Raw genomic sequence first — 14388 nt, forward strand, 5'->3', positions numbered from 1 at the left:
CCTCCGGTTGGTGGTCGAGCGGTTGATGATCGAAGAACAGGTTGCAGCGTCACTGATAGACAGAGCGCCACCGGCAATCGTGCCGGCCTCGCCGCGCGAATATGTGAGCAAATACATCCAGACACATAATCGTTCGATCAAAGGCGGACTGGACGAAGCGTGTCGGTAAACCCCAGCCGCGCAGTGCGGTCACAGCTAGCCACACACCCACTGCTGCACCGTCTCATCAGGAGCTTTTCAATGACTGTGAAGTCAGACCCCGTCGAGGCCTCGACACTCAATCCGCCGGTCTTCTGGATATCGGCCATTCTGCTGCTCTTGCTGGTGCTGTTCGCCAGCCTGATGCCCCAACAGGCGCAAACCCTGTTCGCCCATGTGCAGGATTGGATCTTCACCAACGTCAGCTGGTTCTACATTCTCGCCGTGGCGGTGATCCTGGGCACCGTGGTGTTCCTGGGCGTCAGCCGCTACGGTGACATCAAGCTGGGCCCGGACCACAGCACGCCCGATTACAGCAGCATGACCTGGTTTGCCATGCTGTTCTCGGCGGGCATGGGCATCGGTCTGATGTTCTTCGGCGTCGCCGAGCCGGTCATGCACTTCCTCAATCCGCCCTACGGCGAGGGCGACACCGTTGCCGCTGCGGGTGAGGCGATGCGGATCACCTTCTTCCATTGGGGCCTGCACGCCTGGGCCATCTACGCCATCGTCGCCTTGATCCTGGCCTATTTCAGCTTCCGCCACGGCCTGCCGCTGACCCTGCGTTCGGCCCTCTATCCGCTGATCGGCGAACGCATCTATGGCCCCATCGGGCATGCCGTGGACATTTTCGCCATCATCGGCACGGTACTCGGGGTGGCCACTTCGCTGGGCTTCGGTGTGGCGCAGATCAACACCGGTCTCAACGCGCTGTTCGGCATTCCGGTATCGATCCCGATCCAGATCGCCCTGATCATCGGCACCACCGCGTTGGCCACGCTGTCGGTGGTGTCCGGGCTGGACAAGGGCATCCGCCGGCTGTCCGAGCTCAACCTGGGCCTGGCGGTGCTGCTCATGGCGATGGTCATGATCCTCGGCCCCACCGTGTTGATCCTGCAGACGTTCGTGCAGAACACCGGTGGCTACCTCAGCGAGATCGTCAGCCGCACCCTCAACCTCAACGCCTACCAGCCCACCGACTGGATCGGTGGCTGGACCCTGTTCTACTGGGGCTGGTGGCTGGCCTGGTCGCCGTTTGTGGGGCTGTTCATCGCGCGCATCTCGCGCGGTCGTACCATCCGTGAATTCGTCACCGGGGTGCTGCTGGTGCCCACCGCGTTCACCCTGCTGTGGATGACCGTGTTCGGTAACACCGCGATCCACATGATTCTCGAGCAGGGCATGACCGACCTGGGCATGGCTGTGGACAAGGATACGTCGCTGGCGCTGTTCGCGTTTCTCCAGCACTTTCCGTTCTCCGGCGTGATCAGCGCCCTGGCGATCATCATGGTGGTGGTGTTCTTCGTCACCTCGGCCGACTCCGGCGCGATGGTGGTGGACATGCTCGCCTCCGGTGGGTCGGAAAACACGCCGGTGCGCCAGCGCATCTTCTGGGCCTCGAGCATGGGCCTGGTGGCCATCGCGCTATTGCTGGCCGACGGCCTCAAGGCGTTGCAAACGGCGACCATCGCCAGTGCGCTACCCTTTACCCTGGCGCTGCTGCTGAGCATGCGCGGCCTGCTCAAGGCGCTCAAGCTGGACGCCACCAAGCGCGGCCTGCGCCATCAGGCCCTGGCGATTTCCCCGAGCACGCCACGGGCCGGCGGGAACTGGCAGCGTCGTCTGCGCACCCTGGCCATGTTCCCGCGCCGCGCCCATGTGGTGCGCTTCATCGAGGAAGTGGCCCTTCCGGCCTGCCTCAGCGTCGCCGAGGAATGGCGCCTGCAGGGTTATGATTGCACGGTGGAAGACGGCGAGGAGGGCGGTGTGCGCCTGAGTGTCGGCCCGACCGATGATGCCTTCATCTATGAAATCCGGCCCCATGCCTACGCCACCCCAAGCTTCGTCATGAGCGGACCCACCGGCGAGGAGCGCAAGTATTTCCGCGCCGAAGTGCACCTGCGCGAAGGGGGCCAGGACCACGATGTGATGGGCTGGTCGCGCGACGAGGTGATCGGCGACATCCTCGATCACTACGAGCGGCACATGCACTTCCTGCACCTGGTGGGCTGAACCCTCTGGCGTTTCAATTTGCAATGGCTGGGCTGTAACATGCCCGCCATTGCCCATCATTGACCTCAGGAGCTTCCCATGGCCCATTCAGACATCACCTTTGTGCCGGACCCTGACCCGGAGTCGATTTCCTCGGACGTCGCAGGCTTCGGCGGCCTGCTGGTGACCACTCAGATTCCGACCCGCGCCGACGGCAGCCTGGAACTGGGCAGCATCACCGAGCAGAGCGAATGCACGCTGCAGGCGCTGAAAGTGGCGCTGGAAGCGGCCGGCAGTTCGCTGGATCGCGTCCTGCACCTGACCATCTACCTGACCGACATGGCTGACCGCCCGGCCTTCAACGAGGTCTACCAGCGTTTCTTCGCCAAGCCCTGGCCGGTGCGTGCCGCCGTAGGTATCACTGCGCTGGCCGCCCCCGGCATGCGTGTCGAAGTCACCGCCATGGCCGCCAAGGGCTGATCGTGCAGGAGAGCAGCATGATCGAAGTCACCGAGGTTTCCATCGCCCAACTGCGCGCGGCTCTGGAGAGCGGGCAGACCACGGCGGTCGAACTGGTCCAGGCTTACCTGGAGCGCATCGCGGCCTATGACGGCGCCGACACGGCCACCGCGCTGAACGCCGTGGTGGTGCCCAATCCCTCGGCCCTGGCCGAAGCCGAGGCGGCCGACGCACGGCGCGCGAGCGGCCAGACGCTGGGGCCGCTCGATGGCATTCCCTACACGGCCAAGGACAGCTACCTGGTCAAGGGCCTGACCGCGGCTTCCGGCAGTCCGGCCTTTGCCGGGCTGGTCGCCCAGCGCGACGCGTTCACCGTCGAGCGTCTGCGCGCTGCCGGAGCGATCTGCCTAGGCAAGACCAACATGCCGCCCATGGCCAACGGCGGCATGCAGCGCGGCGTCTACGGCCGTGCCGAAAGTCCGTACAACGCCGAGTTCCTCACCGCGCCGTTTGCTTCCGGCTCGTCCAATGGTGCGGGCACGGCGACCGCAGCCAGCTTCGCCGCGTTCGGGCTAGCCGAAGAAACCTGGTCGAGCGGACGCGGCCCGGCGTCCAACAACGGTCTGTGCGCCTACACGCCTTCGCGCGGGATCATCTCGGTACGCGGCAACTGGCCGCTGACGCCGACCATGGATGTAGTCGTGCCCTTTGCGCGGACCATGGCCGATCTGCTGGAAATCCTCGATGTGGTGGTCGCCGACGACCCCGACACCCGTGGCGACCTGTGGCGCCTGCAACCCTGGGTGCCGATACCCAAGGTGGCCAGCGTGCGCCCGGCGTCCTATGTGCAATTGGCCGTATCGCCCGCAGCACTGGCGGGCAAGCGTTTCGGTGTGCCGCGCATGTACATCAATGCCGACCCGCTGGCCGGCACGGCCGAGCAGCCGGGCATTGGCGGCCCGACCGGGCAGCGCATTCACACCCGTGCTTCGGTGATCGACCTCTGGCAGCAGGCCCGCCATGCCCTTGAAGCGGCAGGTGCCGAGGTGGTCGAAGTGGACTTCCCGCTGGTCTCCAACTGCGAAGGCGATCGACCGGGTGCGCCGACCGTGTTCAACCGCGGCATCGTCGACCCGGCGTTCCTGCATCATGAATTGTGGGACCTCACCGCCTGGGCCTTCGACGACTTTCTGCGCGCCAACGGCGATCCAGCCCTGAATCGGCTGGTGGATGTCGACGGCCCGCTGATCTTCCCCCATGACCCCGGCACGCTGCCCAATCGCGAGGGCGACCTGGCCGCCGGCATGGACGAATACGTGAAGATGGCGGAGCGGGGCATTACGCCCTGGGACCAGATCGACACCCTGGCCGACGGTCTGCGCGCGTTGGAGCACACCCGCAAGATCGACCTGGAAGACTGGATGCAGGCCCTGAAGCTGGATGCGGTGGTGTTTCCCACCGTCGCCGGCGTGGCTCCAGCCAAGGCTGATGTCGATCCGGCGGCAGCGGACATCGCCTGGAGCAACGGGGTATGGGTGGCCAACGGCAATCTGGCGATCCGTCACCTGGGCGTGCCGACCGTTACTGTGCCCATGGGCCTGATGGCCGACATCGGCATGCCGGTGGGGCTGACCTTTGCCGGTCGCGCCTATGACGACACGCAGCTGTTGCGCCTGGCCGCGGCCTTCGAGGCCACCGGTCAACGCCGGGTGATCCCGCCGCGCACGCCACCGCTGCAGCGCTGAGCGTCTGGCTGAAAACGTGGCGTCTGTGGCGCCACGTTTTCAGCCACCGCGCTGGCCGTCGGTGCGGTCCATGAGCTTGTTCCAGATGTACATGACGGCGTAGGCGCGCCACGGCCGCCAGTCTTCGCTGCGCAGCCGTTGGTGCCCCAGTTTCAGCAGATCCGGATGCTCGCGGGTGATCTCCTGCATGATCACCAGGTCGCTGCCTGGCCAGGCGTCGCGGTCGCGCCAGGCCCGCATGGCCACGTATTCGACCGTCCACGGACCGATCCCCGGCAGCGCCAGCAGGCCCTTGCGCAGGGGTGTCAGGTCGGCACGGGTGTGTTCATCGACGAAGGCTTCGATCTGCAGCTGATCGTTGGCCACCGCCGCCGCAAAGTTCTGCAACGCCGCCACCCGCTTGCTGGGCATGCCGATCCGCTCGAGATTGACGTCGGCCAGGGCGGCCGGGGTCGGAAACTGCCACGCCACCTGTGCGTGCTGGGGATGCGCCACGGCCCGCCCGGCACGCTCGGCCAGGCGCCCGGCAATGGTCGTCGCCGCCTTGACGCTGACCTGCTGGCCGACGATGGTGCGCACGATGAGTTCGAAGGTCGACCAGGTGCCTGGCACGCGCAAGCCCGGCGTCTGCAGCAGCAGGCGGCCCAGCCAGGGATCGCCGTCGAGTGCGGCATGCAGCTGCTGCGGGTCCAGATCCAGATCGAACATGCGTCGCAGGCGCGGCACCAGGGCAGGCAGGTGAACGCTGGCCGGCCCATCGACTCGCGCGATCAGGCAGTCGCGGCCCGCGTCCCGCCGGACACTGAGCAGGCCTTCGTCGCCCTGCCATTCGACGGTGCGTAGATACACGCCGTCGATGACTGTCACGACCAACGCGCGGGAGCGACCGCCGTAAAACCTGAGCAGACGCTGCCAGTCGAAGGGCGGCTTATAGAACAATTCGATGTCGGTATGGCGTGAGGGCATGGCGAAAAACTCCTTGCGGGTTCAGACCATGCACGCCGCCACTTTGCTGCATCCACCGCCGACGCGGCTCGCGCCGCTGCTACAGACACACCGCCGTACCCACCGACACCGCGATCCCTGTAGCAGCGGCGCAAGCCGCGTCCGGCCTCACCGCGTTCATCCAGGCACCCTGCGTTGCCCGCCGACGCGGCTCGCGCCGCTGCTACACGGGCACTTACTTGGCGGTGGCCGGGCGCTTGATCATCAGCAATGCCACGATCAACGCCAGGACTGCCATGCCGGTGGCCAGCAAACCCAGGGAGTCCAGGCCGAACTGGCGGATGCCCAGGCCACCGAGAATGGCGCCCAGACCAATACCCGCATTGGCCGCCGAGATGTTCAGCGAAGCCGCCAGGGCCTGAGCCTTGGCACCGGCCTGCATGACCCGTACCTGGCAGATCGGAAACAGCGCGGTGTACGCGATGCCCCAGGCGATCAGCGCAGCGATCAACCAGGTACGCTGCTCGGCGAACGCCACGGCCGCCGTCATGCCCGCACCCAGCACCACCAGGAACACCACCATGGCGCCCAGCGGACGCTTGTCCACCATACTGCCGCCCAGGTGATTACCCAGCATGCCCACCGCACCGAAGCCCATCAGCCACCAGCCCACCTGACCCGCTGGCACACCGCCAAGACGTTCCAGGATATCCGCCAGATAGGTGTAAGCCGTAAACATGGCGGTAAAGGTCAGCACCGACAGCAGCACATGGGCCAGAAAGCGCGGCTGACGCAAGATCGCCGTCTGCTTCTCGCCGGCCGCAGCGACCGGCGAGCCTGGCAACTTCGGCATCACCAGGTGCATCAGCACGCCGATCAGCAACGATACCCCGGCCAGTACCCAGAAGCTGCCGCGCCAGCCGATCAGGTCGGCGGCCACGGTGCCCAGCGGCACGCCGAACACCAGGGCTGCGGAAATGCCCAGATAGACCTTGGCCACCGCCTTGCCCGATTGCCCCGGCGCAGCCAGTTGCCCTGCGGTTTCACTGGCGGTGCCCCAGAACACTGGCAGCGCCAGGGCCGGGATGAAGCGCGCGATGGCCAGTACCCAGATATTGGTGGACACTGCCGCCAACACGTTGGACGCAGCGAAGACCAGCAAAATCAGGGTGAACAGCTTCTTGCGCTCGACGTGCGCCAGGCGCGCCGTCAGGTAGGGTCCGAACAGCATCACGGTAAAGGCGAACAGGGTTACCACCTGGCCTGCCAGCGCAATGGAAATGTCCAGGTCGCGCGCCAGGCTGGGTAGCAGACCAACGATGAGAAACTCCGTGGTCACGATAATGAACGCCGCCACGGCCATGATCAGGATCTGTATGCCCGAGGCGGTGTTGACCGAAGCCGAGGGCACGGCTCCGGCGATAGGGGAAGAAGGCATCGAACTTAACTCCGGAAGGATTTTGCAATAGTCTATTGAGGAATCTCCGGCATATTCCGGTCATCTGGTACCTTGTGAATTGAACTGAATTCACCAATCGGAGCGGCTATGTTTTCTTCGGAGCGCCTCAAGGGCATCGATGTCTTCGTCAGCGTCGCGGACCTGGGCAGTTTCACGGCCGCCGCCGAACGCCTGAACCTCAGCAACTCGGCGGTCAGCAAAGGCGTGGCGCGCCTGGAAGCCCGGCTCGGCGTACGGCTGTTCCAGCGCACCACACGGCGGCTGGCGTTGACCGAAGCGGGGCAGACCTTCTACCGCACCTGCACCGGCGTGCTCGCCGACCTGGAAGAAGTCGAGCTGGCGATGAGCGCCGAACAGCGCGAACCCCATGGCCGCCTGCGCATCGACCTGCCGGCGTCCTACGGGCGGCTGCACGTGCTGCCGCTGATCCTCGAGTTCGCCGCCCAGCACCCCCGGCTGCAGCCGCACATATCCTTCTCGGACCGTTTCGTCGACCCCGCTCAGGAAGGCATCGACATCGTCGTGCGCATCGGCGGCTCGGATGCCTGGCCCAGCAACGTCGGGCGGCGCTTCTTCGGTCGCCAGCGCCTGGTGTTCTGCGCCGCGCCCGCCTACCTGCGCGAACACGGCACGCCCCAGGGCGAGCGAGAATTGGAACAGCACCGCTGCGTTGGCTATGGGCAGACCGATGGCTCGGTCTATCCCTGGTACTTCAAGGGCCGCCAGGCCGGCGACATGGAGCGGCGGATCATCCATCCCCACGTGGCGGTCGGCGATGGCGAAGGGCAGGTCATGGCGGTGCTGGCCGGGCAGGGCATCGCCCAACTGCCGACCTGGCTGGTACAGCGCCATCTGGACAGCGGCGCCCTGGTCGAGGTCTTGGCGCCACTGGCCACCGATGGCCTGGCGATGAACCTGGTGTGGCTGAAAAGCCGCGAAGGCCTGCCCAAGGTGCATGCCCTGCTGGAGTTCCTCACCGCCCGGCTGACCCCGGCAGGCACGGTTGGGTGAAGGGCCGCCGGGATTTCCCTTTACGCACCCGGCACAGCGTTTAAAATGCCAGCATCCATTGGAGGCTTCCGCATGTCGTCATTCGCCCACATGATCGAAAACATCACCCCTGATATCTACGAAAGCCTGAAGCTGGCGGTCGAGATCGGCAAATGGTCCGACGGCCGCAAGCTGACCGCCGAGCAAAAGGAACTGACCCTGCAGGCGATCATCGCCTGGGAAGCCAAGAACCTGCCCGAAGACCAGCGCACCGGCTACATGGGCCCGCAGGAATGCGCCTCGAAGTCCGCGCCGATCGAGAACATCCTGTTCAAGTCGGACTCGATCCATTGACCAGCGATCTCTTCACGCAAGACACCCTGCAGGAGATTGGCCGTGGTTCGGCCAGCAAGATGTCCGCGCGCCTCGAAGCGCCGGTGGTGCAATACCAGCTGCGTCTGGGCGAAACCCAGATAGCCGCCAACCCCCTGATCGGCACGCGGATACGCCTGGAATTTCTCGGCGCCATCCACTGCGTCAATTGCGGTCGCAAGACCAAGACCAGTTTCAGCCAGGGCTACTGCTACCCGTGCATGACCAAGCTGGCGCAGTGCGACGTGTGCATCATGGCCCCGGAAAAATGCCACTACGACGCCGGTACCTGCCGCGATCCGTCCTGGGGCGAGCAGTTCTGCATGACCGATCATGTGGTCTACCTGGCCAACTCTTCGGGGGTCAAGGTCGGTATCACCCGGGCCAGCCAGCTGCCCACCCGCTGGCTCGACCAGGGCGCCAGCCAGGCGCTGCCGATCATGCGCGTGGCGACCCGACAGCAATCGGGCCTGGTCGAAGACCTGTTCCGCTCCCAGGTGGCGGACCGCACCAACTGGCGCGCGCTGCTCAAGGGTGACGCCCCGGCGGTGGATCTGGTGGCGATCCGCGAACAATTGTTCGAGAGCTGCGCCGCTGGTATTCATATGCTCCAGGACCGCTTCGGTCTCCAGGCGATCCAGGCACTGAACGATGTCGAGCCGATCGAGATCCGCTATCCGGTGCACACTTACCCAAGCAAGATCGTCAGCTTCAACCTGGACAAGAACCCCGTCGCCGAAGGCACGTTGCTGGGCATCAAGGGTCAATACCTGATATTCGATTCCGGCGTCATCAATATTCGCAAATACACGGCTTACCAACTGGCCGTGCATCAGTAGAAGGGTTTTGGCATGCGTACCGAACAACCGAAAATGATCTACCTGAAAGACTATCAGGCGCCCGATTATCTGATCGACGAGACCCACCTGACCTTCGAGTTGTTCGACGATCACAGCCTGGTCCATGCGCAATTGGTCATGCGCCGCAACCCGGAACGCGGGGCCGGTCTGCCACCGCTGGTGCTCGACGGCGAGTTGATGGAGCTGCTGGGCGTCAAGCTCGACGACACTGACCTGACGGCCGATCAGTACCAGCTGGCTGCGGACAGTCTGACCCTGCAACCGCGCAGCGATGCCTTCACCGTCGACACCAGCGTGCGCATCCACCCCGAAACCAACACCGCGCTGGAGGGCCTGTACAAGTCCACCGGCATGTTCTGCACCCAGTGCGAAGCCGAAGGCTTTCGCAAGATCACCTATTACCTCGACCGCCCCGACGTGATGAGCCGCTTCACCACCACGTTGATCGCCGACCAGCAGCAGTACCCGATCCTGCTCTCCAACGGCAATCCGGTCGGCAACGGCCCCCAGGAAGACGGACGGCATTGGGCGACCTGGGAAGACCCGTTCAAGAAACCGGCCTACCTGTTCGCTCTGGTGGCGGGCGACCTGTGGTGCGTCGAAGACAGCTTCACCACCCAGAGCGGTCGCGATGTGGCGCTGCGCATCTATGTCGAGCCGGAAAATATCGACAAGTGCGCCCACGCCATGACCAGCCTGAAGAAATCCATGCGCTGGGACGAAGAGGCCTACGGCCGCGAGTACGACCTGGACATCTTCATGATCGTCGCGGTCAACGACTTCAACATGGGCGCCATGGAAAACAAGGGCCTGAATATTTTCAACTCCAGCGCCGTGTTGGCTCGCGCCGAAACCGCCACCGATGCCGCCCACCAGCGCGTCGAGGCGATCGTCGCCCACGAGTATTTCCACAACTGGTCGGGCAACCGCGTGACCTGCCGCGACTGGTTCCAGCTGTCGCTCAAGGAAGGCTTCACCGTCTACCGCGATGCAGGCTTCAGCGCCGACATGCATTCGCCGACGGTCAAGCGCATCCAGGACGTCGCCTACCTGCGCACCCACCAGTTCGCCGAAGATGCAGGCCCCATGGCCCACGCCGTGCGCCCGGACAGCTTCATCGAGATCTCCAACTTCTACACCCTGACCGTGTACGAGAAGGGCTCGGAAGTGGTCGGCATGCTGCATACCCTGCTGGGCGCCGAAGGCTTCCGCAAGGGCAGCGACCTGTACTTCGAGCGTCACGATGGCCAAGCCGTGACCTGCGATGATTTCATCCGCGCCATGGAAGACGCCAACGGTGTCGAGCTGAGCCAGTTCAAGCGCTGGTACAGCCAGGCCGGCACGCCGCGCCTGCAGGTCAGCGAGCATTTCGATGCCCAGGCCCACACCTACAGCCTGACCCTGCGCCAGAGCTGTCCAGCAACCCCGGACAAGGTCGAGAAGCTGCCGTTCGTGATCCCGGTTGCGCTGGGCCTGCTCGACGCCAGCGGTCAGGAGCTGCCGCTGCGTCTGGCCGACGAAGCCACGGCGGTCGGCACCAGCCGGGTATTGGCAGTGACCGATGCCGAGCAGACCTTCACCTTCGTCGACATCGCCGAGCAACCCCTGCCGTCGCTGCTGCGCGGCTTCAGCGCGCCGGTCAAGCTGAGCTTCCCGTACAGCCGTGACCAGCTGATGTTCCTCATGCAGCACGACACTGACGGCTTCAACCGTTGGGATGCGGGCCAGCAACTGTCTGTGCAGGTTCTGCAGGAAATGATCGGCCAGTACCAGCGCGGCGAGTCGCTGGCGATGGATTCGCGTCTGTTGACGGCCCTGGCCAGCGTGCTGGACAACACCGAGCTGGACCCTGCGATGGTGGCCGAGATGCTCTCGCTGCCCAGCGAGGCGTACCTGGCCGAAATCAGCGAGGTCGCCGACGTCGATGCGATCCACGCCGCCCGCGAGTTCGCCCGCAAGCAGTTGGCCGATGGCCTGTTCGATGGGTTGTGGGCGCGCTATCAGGCCAACCGCGAAGTGTCCCGGAGCACGACGTACGTGGCCGAGAAGGAACATTTCGCCCGCCGTGCGCTGCAGAACATCGCATTGTCGTACCTGATGCTCAGTGAGCGCCCGGAAGTATTGGCCGCTACCCTCGAACAATACGATGCCTGCGATAACATGACCGAACGCCTGACGGCATTGGCGGTATTGGTCAACTCGCCGTTCGAAGCGGAAAAGGCCCGCGCGTTGCAAGCGTTCGCCGAGCACTTCAAAGACAACCCTCTGGTCATGGACCAATGGTTCAGCGTCCAGGCGGCCAGTGGTTTGCCGGGCGGGCTGGCACGGGTCAAGGCGCTGATGCAGCACCCTGCGTTCACCCTGAAGAACCCGAACAAGGTGCGTGCGCTGATCGGCGCGTTCGCCGGTCAGAACCTGATCAACTTCCATGCCGCCGATGGCTCGGGCTACCGTTTCCTCGCCGATCTGGTGATCGAACTCAACGCCCTCAACCCGCAGATCGCCTCGCGCCAGCTGTCGCCGCTGACCCGCTGGAGAAAGTACGACGGCAAGCGTCAGGCCTTGATGAAAGCCGAGCTGGAGCGAATCCTGGCCTCAGGCCCGCTGTCTAGCGACGTTTACGAAGTGGTCAGCAAAAGCCTGGCTTGAGGGGTTGATCCGTAGGGCCTCTTCGCGGGCAGAGGGCTCGCCGGCATTGTTATATCCCGTAGGAGCGGTCAGTGGCCGCGAACAGGGCGCTGCGGATTGTCTAATGCACCGCAGTGTCAGGTTCGCGGCCGACGACCGCTCCTACAGAAGATCCCAGGGTCAGGTGCTGACCTTCAAACCCACCAGCCCCAGGATGATCAGACCCACACTGATCATCCGCATCAACGCCATCGACTCGCCAAACAGCACGATTCCGGCGATCACCGTACCCACCGCACCGACACCGGTCCAGATCGCATAGGCCGTACCCAGCGGCAGCTCGCGCATGGCCAGGCCGAGCAGGCCCAGGCTTGCCGCCATGGCGGCCACGGTCAACACAGTGGGAAGGGGACGGCTGAAGCCATCGGTGTACTTGAGGCCAATGGCCCAGCACACTTCGAAAAGACCGGCGAGAAACAACAGAAACCAGGACATGGAAAAACCCTCATCGAAGATGGGGTCGTCCCCGTTTGCAGGAAAGAGAGCGCCGGGTCGTCCCGGCGCCGAACACTATGTTGCCCATCCTTGGGCGATGGATCAAGTGCAGCGGATCAAGGGTCGGTCTTCAATCCACCAGGCTCGGTCCCTTCCATGCGGCGGAAATAAGTCGAGAGCAGCGCCCCGGAAATGTTGTGCCAGACACTGAACAACGCGCTGGGCACCGCTGCCAGCGGCGAGAAGTGCGCGCTGGCCAGCGCCGCACCCAGGCCGGAGTTCTGCATGCCCACTTCCAGCGCCAGCGACTTGCGCTGCGCCAGTGGCAGCTTGAACACCTTGCCAGTGAAGTAACCCAGCACAAAGCCGAAGCTGTTGTGCAGAATCACCACCGCCATGATCAGCAATCCCGACTCGGCGATGCGTGCCTGGCTGGCCGCGACCACCGCGCAGACGATCAGCACGATGCTGACCACCGACACCAGCGGCAGCACATCGACGGCCACCTGCACCCGTGCGCCCAGCAGTTTCTGCGCGAGCACGCCGAGCACGATCGGCAGCATCACCAGTTGCAGGATCGACCAGAACATCCCCATGAACGATACCGGCAACCACGCCGAAGCCAGCAGCCAGATCAGCGCCGGGGTGAGCAACGGAGCGAGCAGGGTAGTCACCGCTGCAATTGCCACCGACAGGGCCAGGTCGCCCTTGGCCAGCCAGGTCATCACATTGGACGAGGTGCCGCTCGGGCAGCACCCGACCAGAATCACCCCGACGGCGATTTCCGGCGGCAGGTGGAACGCCTGACACAGCAGCCAGGCGACGCCCGGCATGATCACGAAATGCGCCACCACACCCAGGGCCACGCGCCATGGATGGCGACCGACTTCGGCGAAATCGTCGAGCTTGAGGGTCAGGCCCATGCCGAACATGACCAAGCCCAACAGCGGCACGATCAACGGCTTGAGACCGATGAACCATTCAGGCACCAGAAACGCCAGGACGGCGAACAACAACACCCAATAGGCAAAGGTATTGCCGACAAAGCGACTCAAAGCGGCCAAGGCGCGCATGGTGTAGTTCCTTCTTATATAGATTCAACATGTCGGCCCCCTGTGGGAGCGGGCTCTGCCCGCGAAAGCCGCACTACGGTCCACCAGATACAACACAGCCCCCGGTTCCCGGCCAAACACCACTCCCACCTACCGAGCCACAGCAGTTACTGCAGATCAAATCCCCTGCGGCAGCTCTTCGCCACCCAAGGCCTCGAACAAGGCCGGCAGGAATTCGCCAAAGGTCAGCATCATCAGAGTGAAGCTGGCGTCCAACTGCCCCAACGCTTCCTCGCCACCGTCCTCTTCGGCCTGGTCCTGCAGCAGTTCCTCGAACTTCAGACGCTTGACCACCATCTTGTCGTCCAGCACGAACGACAGCTTGTCCTGCCAGGCCAGCGACAGCTGGGTGACCTGCTTGCCAGTGCTCAGGTGCAGCTGGATTTCCTCGCTGGTCAGGTCCTGACGCTTGCAGCGCACGATGCCGCCGTCTTCATGGGTATCGCGCAGCTCGCATTCATCCAGCACATAGAAGTCGTCGGCGGCTTTCTGGGTCTTGACCCACTCGGTCATGGTCGCGGTCGGCGCAATCTTCACGGTCAGCGGACGCACCGGCAGGGTACCGATCACTTCGCGCAGGGTCGACAGCAGGTCTTCGGCACGCTTGGGGCTAGCCGAGTTGACCAGGATCAACCCTTGCTTGGGCGCGATGGCGGCGAAGGTCGACGAGCGGCGGATGAAGGCGCGGGGCAGGAAGGCCTGGATGATCTCGTCCTTGATCTGGTCGCGTTCCTTCTTGTAGACCTTGCGCATCTGCTCGGCCTCGATCTCCTCGACCTTTTCCTTGACCGCATCGCGCACCACGCTACCCGGCAGGATGCGCTCTTCCTTGCGTGCGGCGATCAGCATGAAGTCCTGGCTGACATGAACGAACGGCGCATCCTCACCCTTGCCGAACGGCGCGACGAAACCGTAGGTGGTCAGTTCCTGGCTGGCGCAGGGGCGTGCTGGTTTGCTGGCCAGTGCGGTTTCCAAAGCCTCGGCGTCGAAAGGGATATCCTGGGTAAGACGATAGACAAGCAGGTTTTTGAACCACATGGGGTGAAGCACTCCTCAACATTAGGGGGGCATTATTCTCCGTGTGCGGAGCTGACGCCATCCCTGTGCTAAGTGTTTGGAAGCGCTCGAAAATT

Annotated in this window: 12 protein-coding genes; 7 read left to right on the forward strand and 5 right to left on the reverse strand. The window is 64.1% G+C overall.

Annotated elements, in window-relative coordinates; all coding sequences use genetic code 11:
* The first annotated feature begins 240 nt into the window (after window positions 1-240).
* The 3 genes from AC788_RS02410 (at window position 241) to AC788_RS02420 (ending at window position 4394) form a co-directional block, all read left to right on the forward strand.
* Window positions 241-2211, forward strand: coding sequence for a BCCT family transporter (locus AC788_RS02410; protein WP_152965690.1), 1971 nt, complete (start codon window positions 241-243; stop codon window positions 2209-2211).
* Between the two features lie 78 nt (window positions 2212-2289).
* Entirely contained in the window at window positions 2290-2670 is a 381-nt protein-coding gene (locus AC788_RS02415) for a RidA family protein (protein ID WP_049859038.1), read from the forward strand.
* Window positions 2671-2687: 17 nt separating this feature from the next.
* Window positions 2688-4394: an amidase gene (locus AC788_RS02420; RefSeq protein ID WP_049859039.1), complete on the forward strand. Its 1707-nt coding sequence runs from the start codon at window positions 2688-2690 to the stop codon at window positions 4392-4394.
* A 39-nt stretch (window positions 4395-4433) separates the two neighbouring features.
* Here AC788_RS02420 and AC788_RS02425 read toward each other — a convergent pair whose 3' ends face one another.
* Together AC788_RS02425 and AC788_RS02430 are read right to left on the reverse strand one after the other, a co-directional pair.
* The gene (locus AC788_RS02425; RefSeq protein ID WP_049859040.1) at window positions 4434-5360 is read right to left on the reverse strand and encodes a DNA-3-methyladenine glycosylase family protein; all 927 of its coding nucleotides are present in this window, start codon (window positions 5358-5360) and stop codon (window positions 4434-4436) included.
* 214 nt (window positions 5361-5574) lie between these two features.
* A complete protein-coding gene (locus tag AC788_RS02430; RefSeq protein ID WP_049859041.1) occupies window positions 5575-6777 on the reverse strand; it encodes an MFS transporter in 1203 nt (400 codons plus the stop codon).
* A gap of 108 nt (window positions 6778-6885) precedes the next feature.
* On the opposite strand from AC788_RS02430, the gene AC788_RS02435 reads away from it, so the two are divergent.
* From AC788_RS02435 to pepN, 4 genes are all read left to right on the forward strand, one after another.
* Window positions 6886-7809: a LysR family transcriptional regulator gene (locus AC788_RS02435; protein WP_049859042.1), complete on the forward strand. Its 924-nt coding sequence runs from the start codon at window positions 6886-6888 to the stop codon at window positions 7807-7809.
* A gap of 72 nt (window positions 7810-7881) precedes the next feature.
* The gene (locus AC788_RS02440) at window positions 7882-8142 is read left to right on the forward strand and encodes a YeaC family protein (RefSeq protein ID WP_043187898.1); all 261 of its coding nucleotides are present in this window, start codon (window positions 7882-7884) and stop codon (window positions 8140-8142) included.
* 26 nt (window positions 8143-8168) lie between these two features.
* Window positions 8169-8999 (forward strand): DUF2797 domain-containing protein, encoded by an 831-nt coding sequence (locus AC788_RS02445; protein ID WP_049859768.1) that lies wholly within the window; start codon window positions 8169-8171, stop codon window positions 8997-8999.
* Between the two features lie 12 nt (window positions 9000-9011).
* On the forward strand, window positions 9012-11669 hold the full coding sequence (pepN, locus tag AC788_RS02450; protein ID WP_049859043.1) for an aminopeptidase N: 2658 nt from the start codon (window positions 9012-9014) through the stop codon (window positions 11667-11669).
* Window positions 11670-11828: 159 nt separating this feature from the next.
* Here pepN and sugE read toward each other — a convergent pair whose 3' ends face one another.
* The 3 genes from sugE to rdgC form a co-directional block, all read right to left on the reverse strand.
* Complete coding sequence (gene sugE / locus AC788_RS02455) at window positions 11829-12143, reverse strand: quaternary ammonium compound efflux SMR transporter SugE (protein ID WP_049859044.1); 315 nt, start codon at window positions 12141-12143, stop codon at window positions 11829-11831.
* A 116-nt stretch (window positions 12144-12259) separates the two neighbouring features.
* Window positions 12260-13216 (reverse strand): bile acid:sodium symporter family protein, encoded by a 957-nt coding sequence (locus AC788_RS02460; protein ID WP_049859045.1) that lies wholly within the window; start codon window positions 13214-13216, stop codon window positions 12260-12262.
* Between the two features lie 156 nt (window positions 13217-13372).
* Entirely contained in the window at window positions 13373-14293 is a 921-nt protein-coding gene (gene rdgC / locus AC788_RS02465) for a recombination-associated protein RdgC (RefSeq protein WP_049859046.1), read from the reverse strand.
* Window positions 14294-14388 lie beyond the last annotated feature (95 nt).

This window comes from Pseudomonas sp. RIT-PI-a, assembly GCF_001187875.1.
Lineage (GTDB): Bacteria > Pseudomonadota > Gammaproteobacteria > Pseudomonadales > Pseudomonadaceae > Aquipseudomonas > Aquipseudomonas coleopterorum.

Bases quoted from the DNA above. Each gene is read 5' to 3' on its own strand.
- AC788_RS02420 (WP_049859039.1), top strand. From the start codon at position 2,688: ATGATCGAAGTCACCGAGGTTTCCATCGCCCAACTGCGCGCGGCTCTG.
- AC788_RS02460 (WP_049859045.1), bottom strand. From the start codon at position 13,216: ATGCGCGCCTTGGCCGCTTTGAGTCGCTTTGTCGGCAATACCTTTGCC.
- AC788_RS02430 (WP_049859041.1), bottom strand. From the start codon at position 6,777: ATGCCTTCTTCCCCTATCGCCGGAGCCGTGCCCTCGGCTTCGGTCAAC.
- rdgC (WP_049859046.1), bottom strand. From the start codon at position 14,293: ATGTGGTTCAAAAACCTGCTTGTCTATCGTCTTACCCAGGATATCCCT.
- AC788_RS02440 (WP_043187898.1), top strand. From the start codon at position 7,882: ATGTCGTCATTCGCCCACATGATCGAAAACATCACCCCTGATATCTAC.
- AC788_RS02435 (WP_049859042.1), top strand. From the start codon at position 6,886: ATGTTTTCTTCGGAGCGCCTCAAGGGCATCGATGTCTTCGTCAGCGTC.
- pepN (WP_049859043.1), top strand. From the start codon at position 9,012: ATGCGTACCGAACAACCGAAAATGATCTACCTGAAAGACTATCAGGCG.
- AC788_RS02410 (WP_152965690.1), top strand. From the start codon at position 241: ATGACTGTGAAGTCAGACCCCGTCGAGGCCTCGACACTCAATCCGCCG.
- sugE (WP_049859044.1), bottom strand. From the start codon at position 12,143: ATGTCCTGGTTTCTGTTGTTTCTCGCCGGTCTTTTCGAAGTGTGCTGG.
- AC788_RS02425 (WP_049859040.1), bottom strand. From the start codon at position 5,360: ATGCCCTCACGCCATACCGACATCGAATTGTTCTATAAGCCGCCCTTC.
- AC788_RS02415 (WP_049859038.1), top strand. From the start codon at position 2,290: ATGGCCCATTCAGACATCACCTTTGTGCCGGACCCTGACCCGGAGTCG.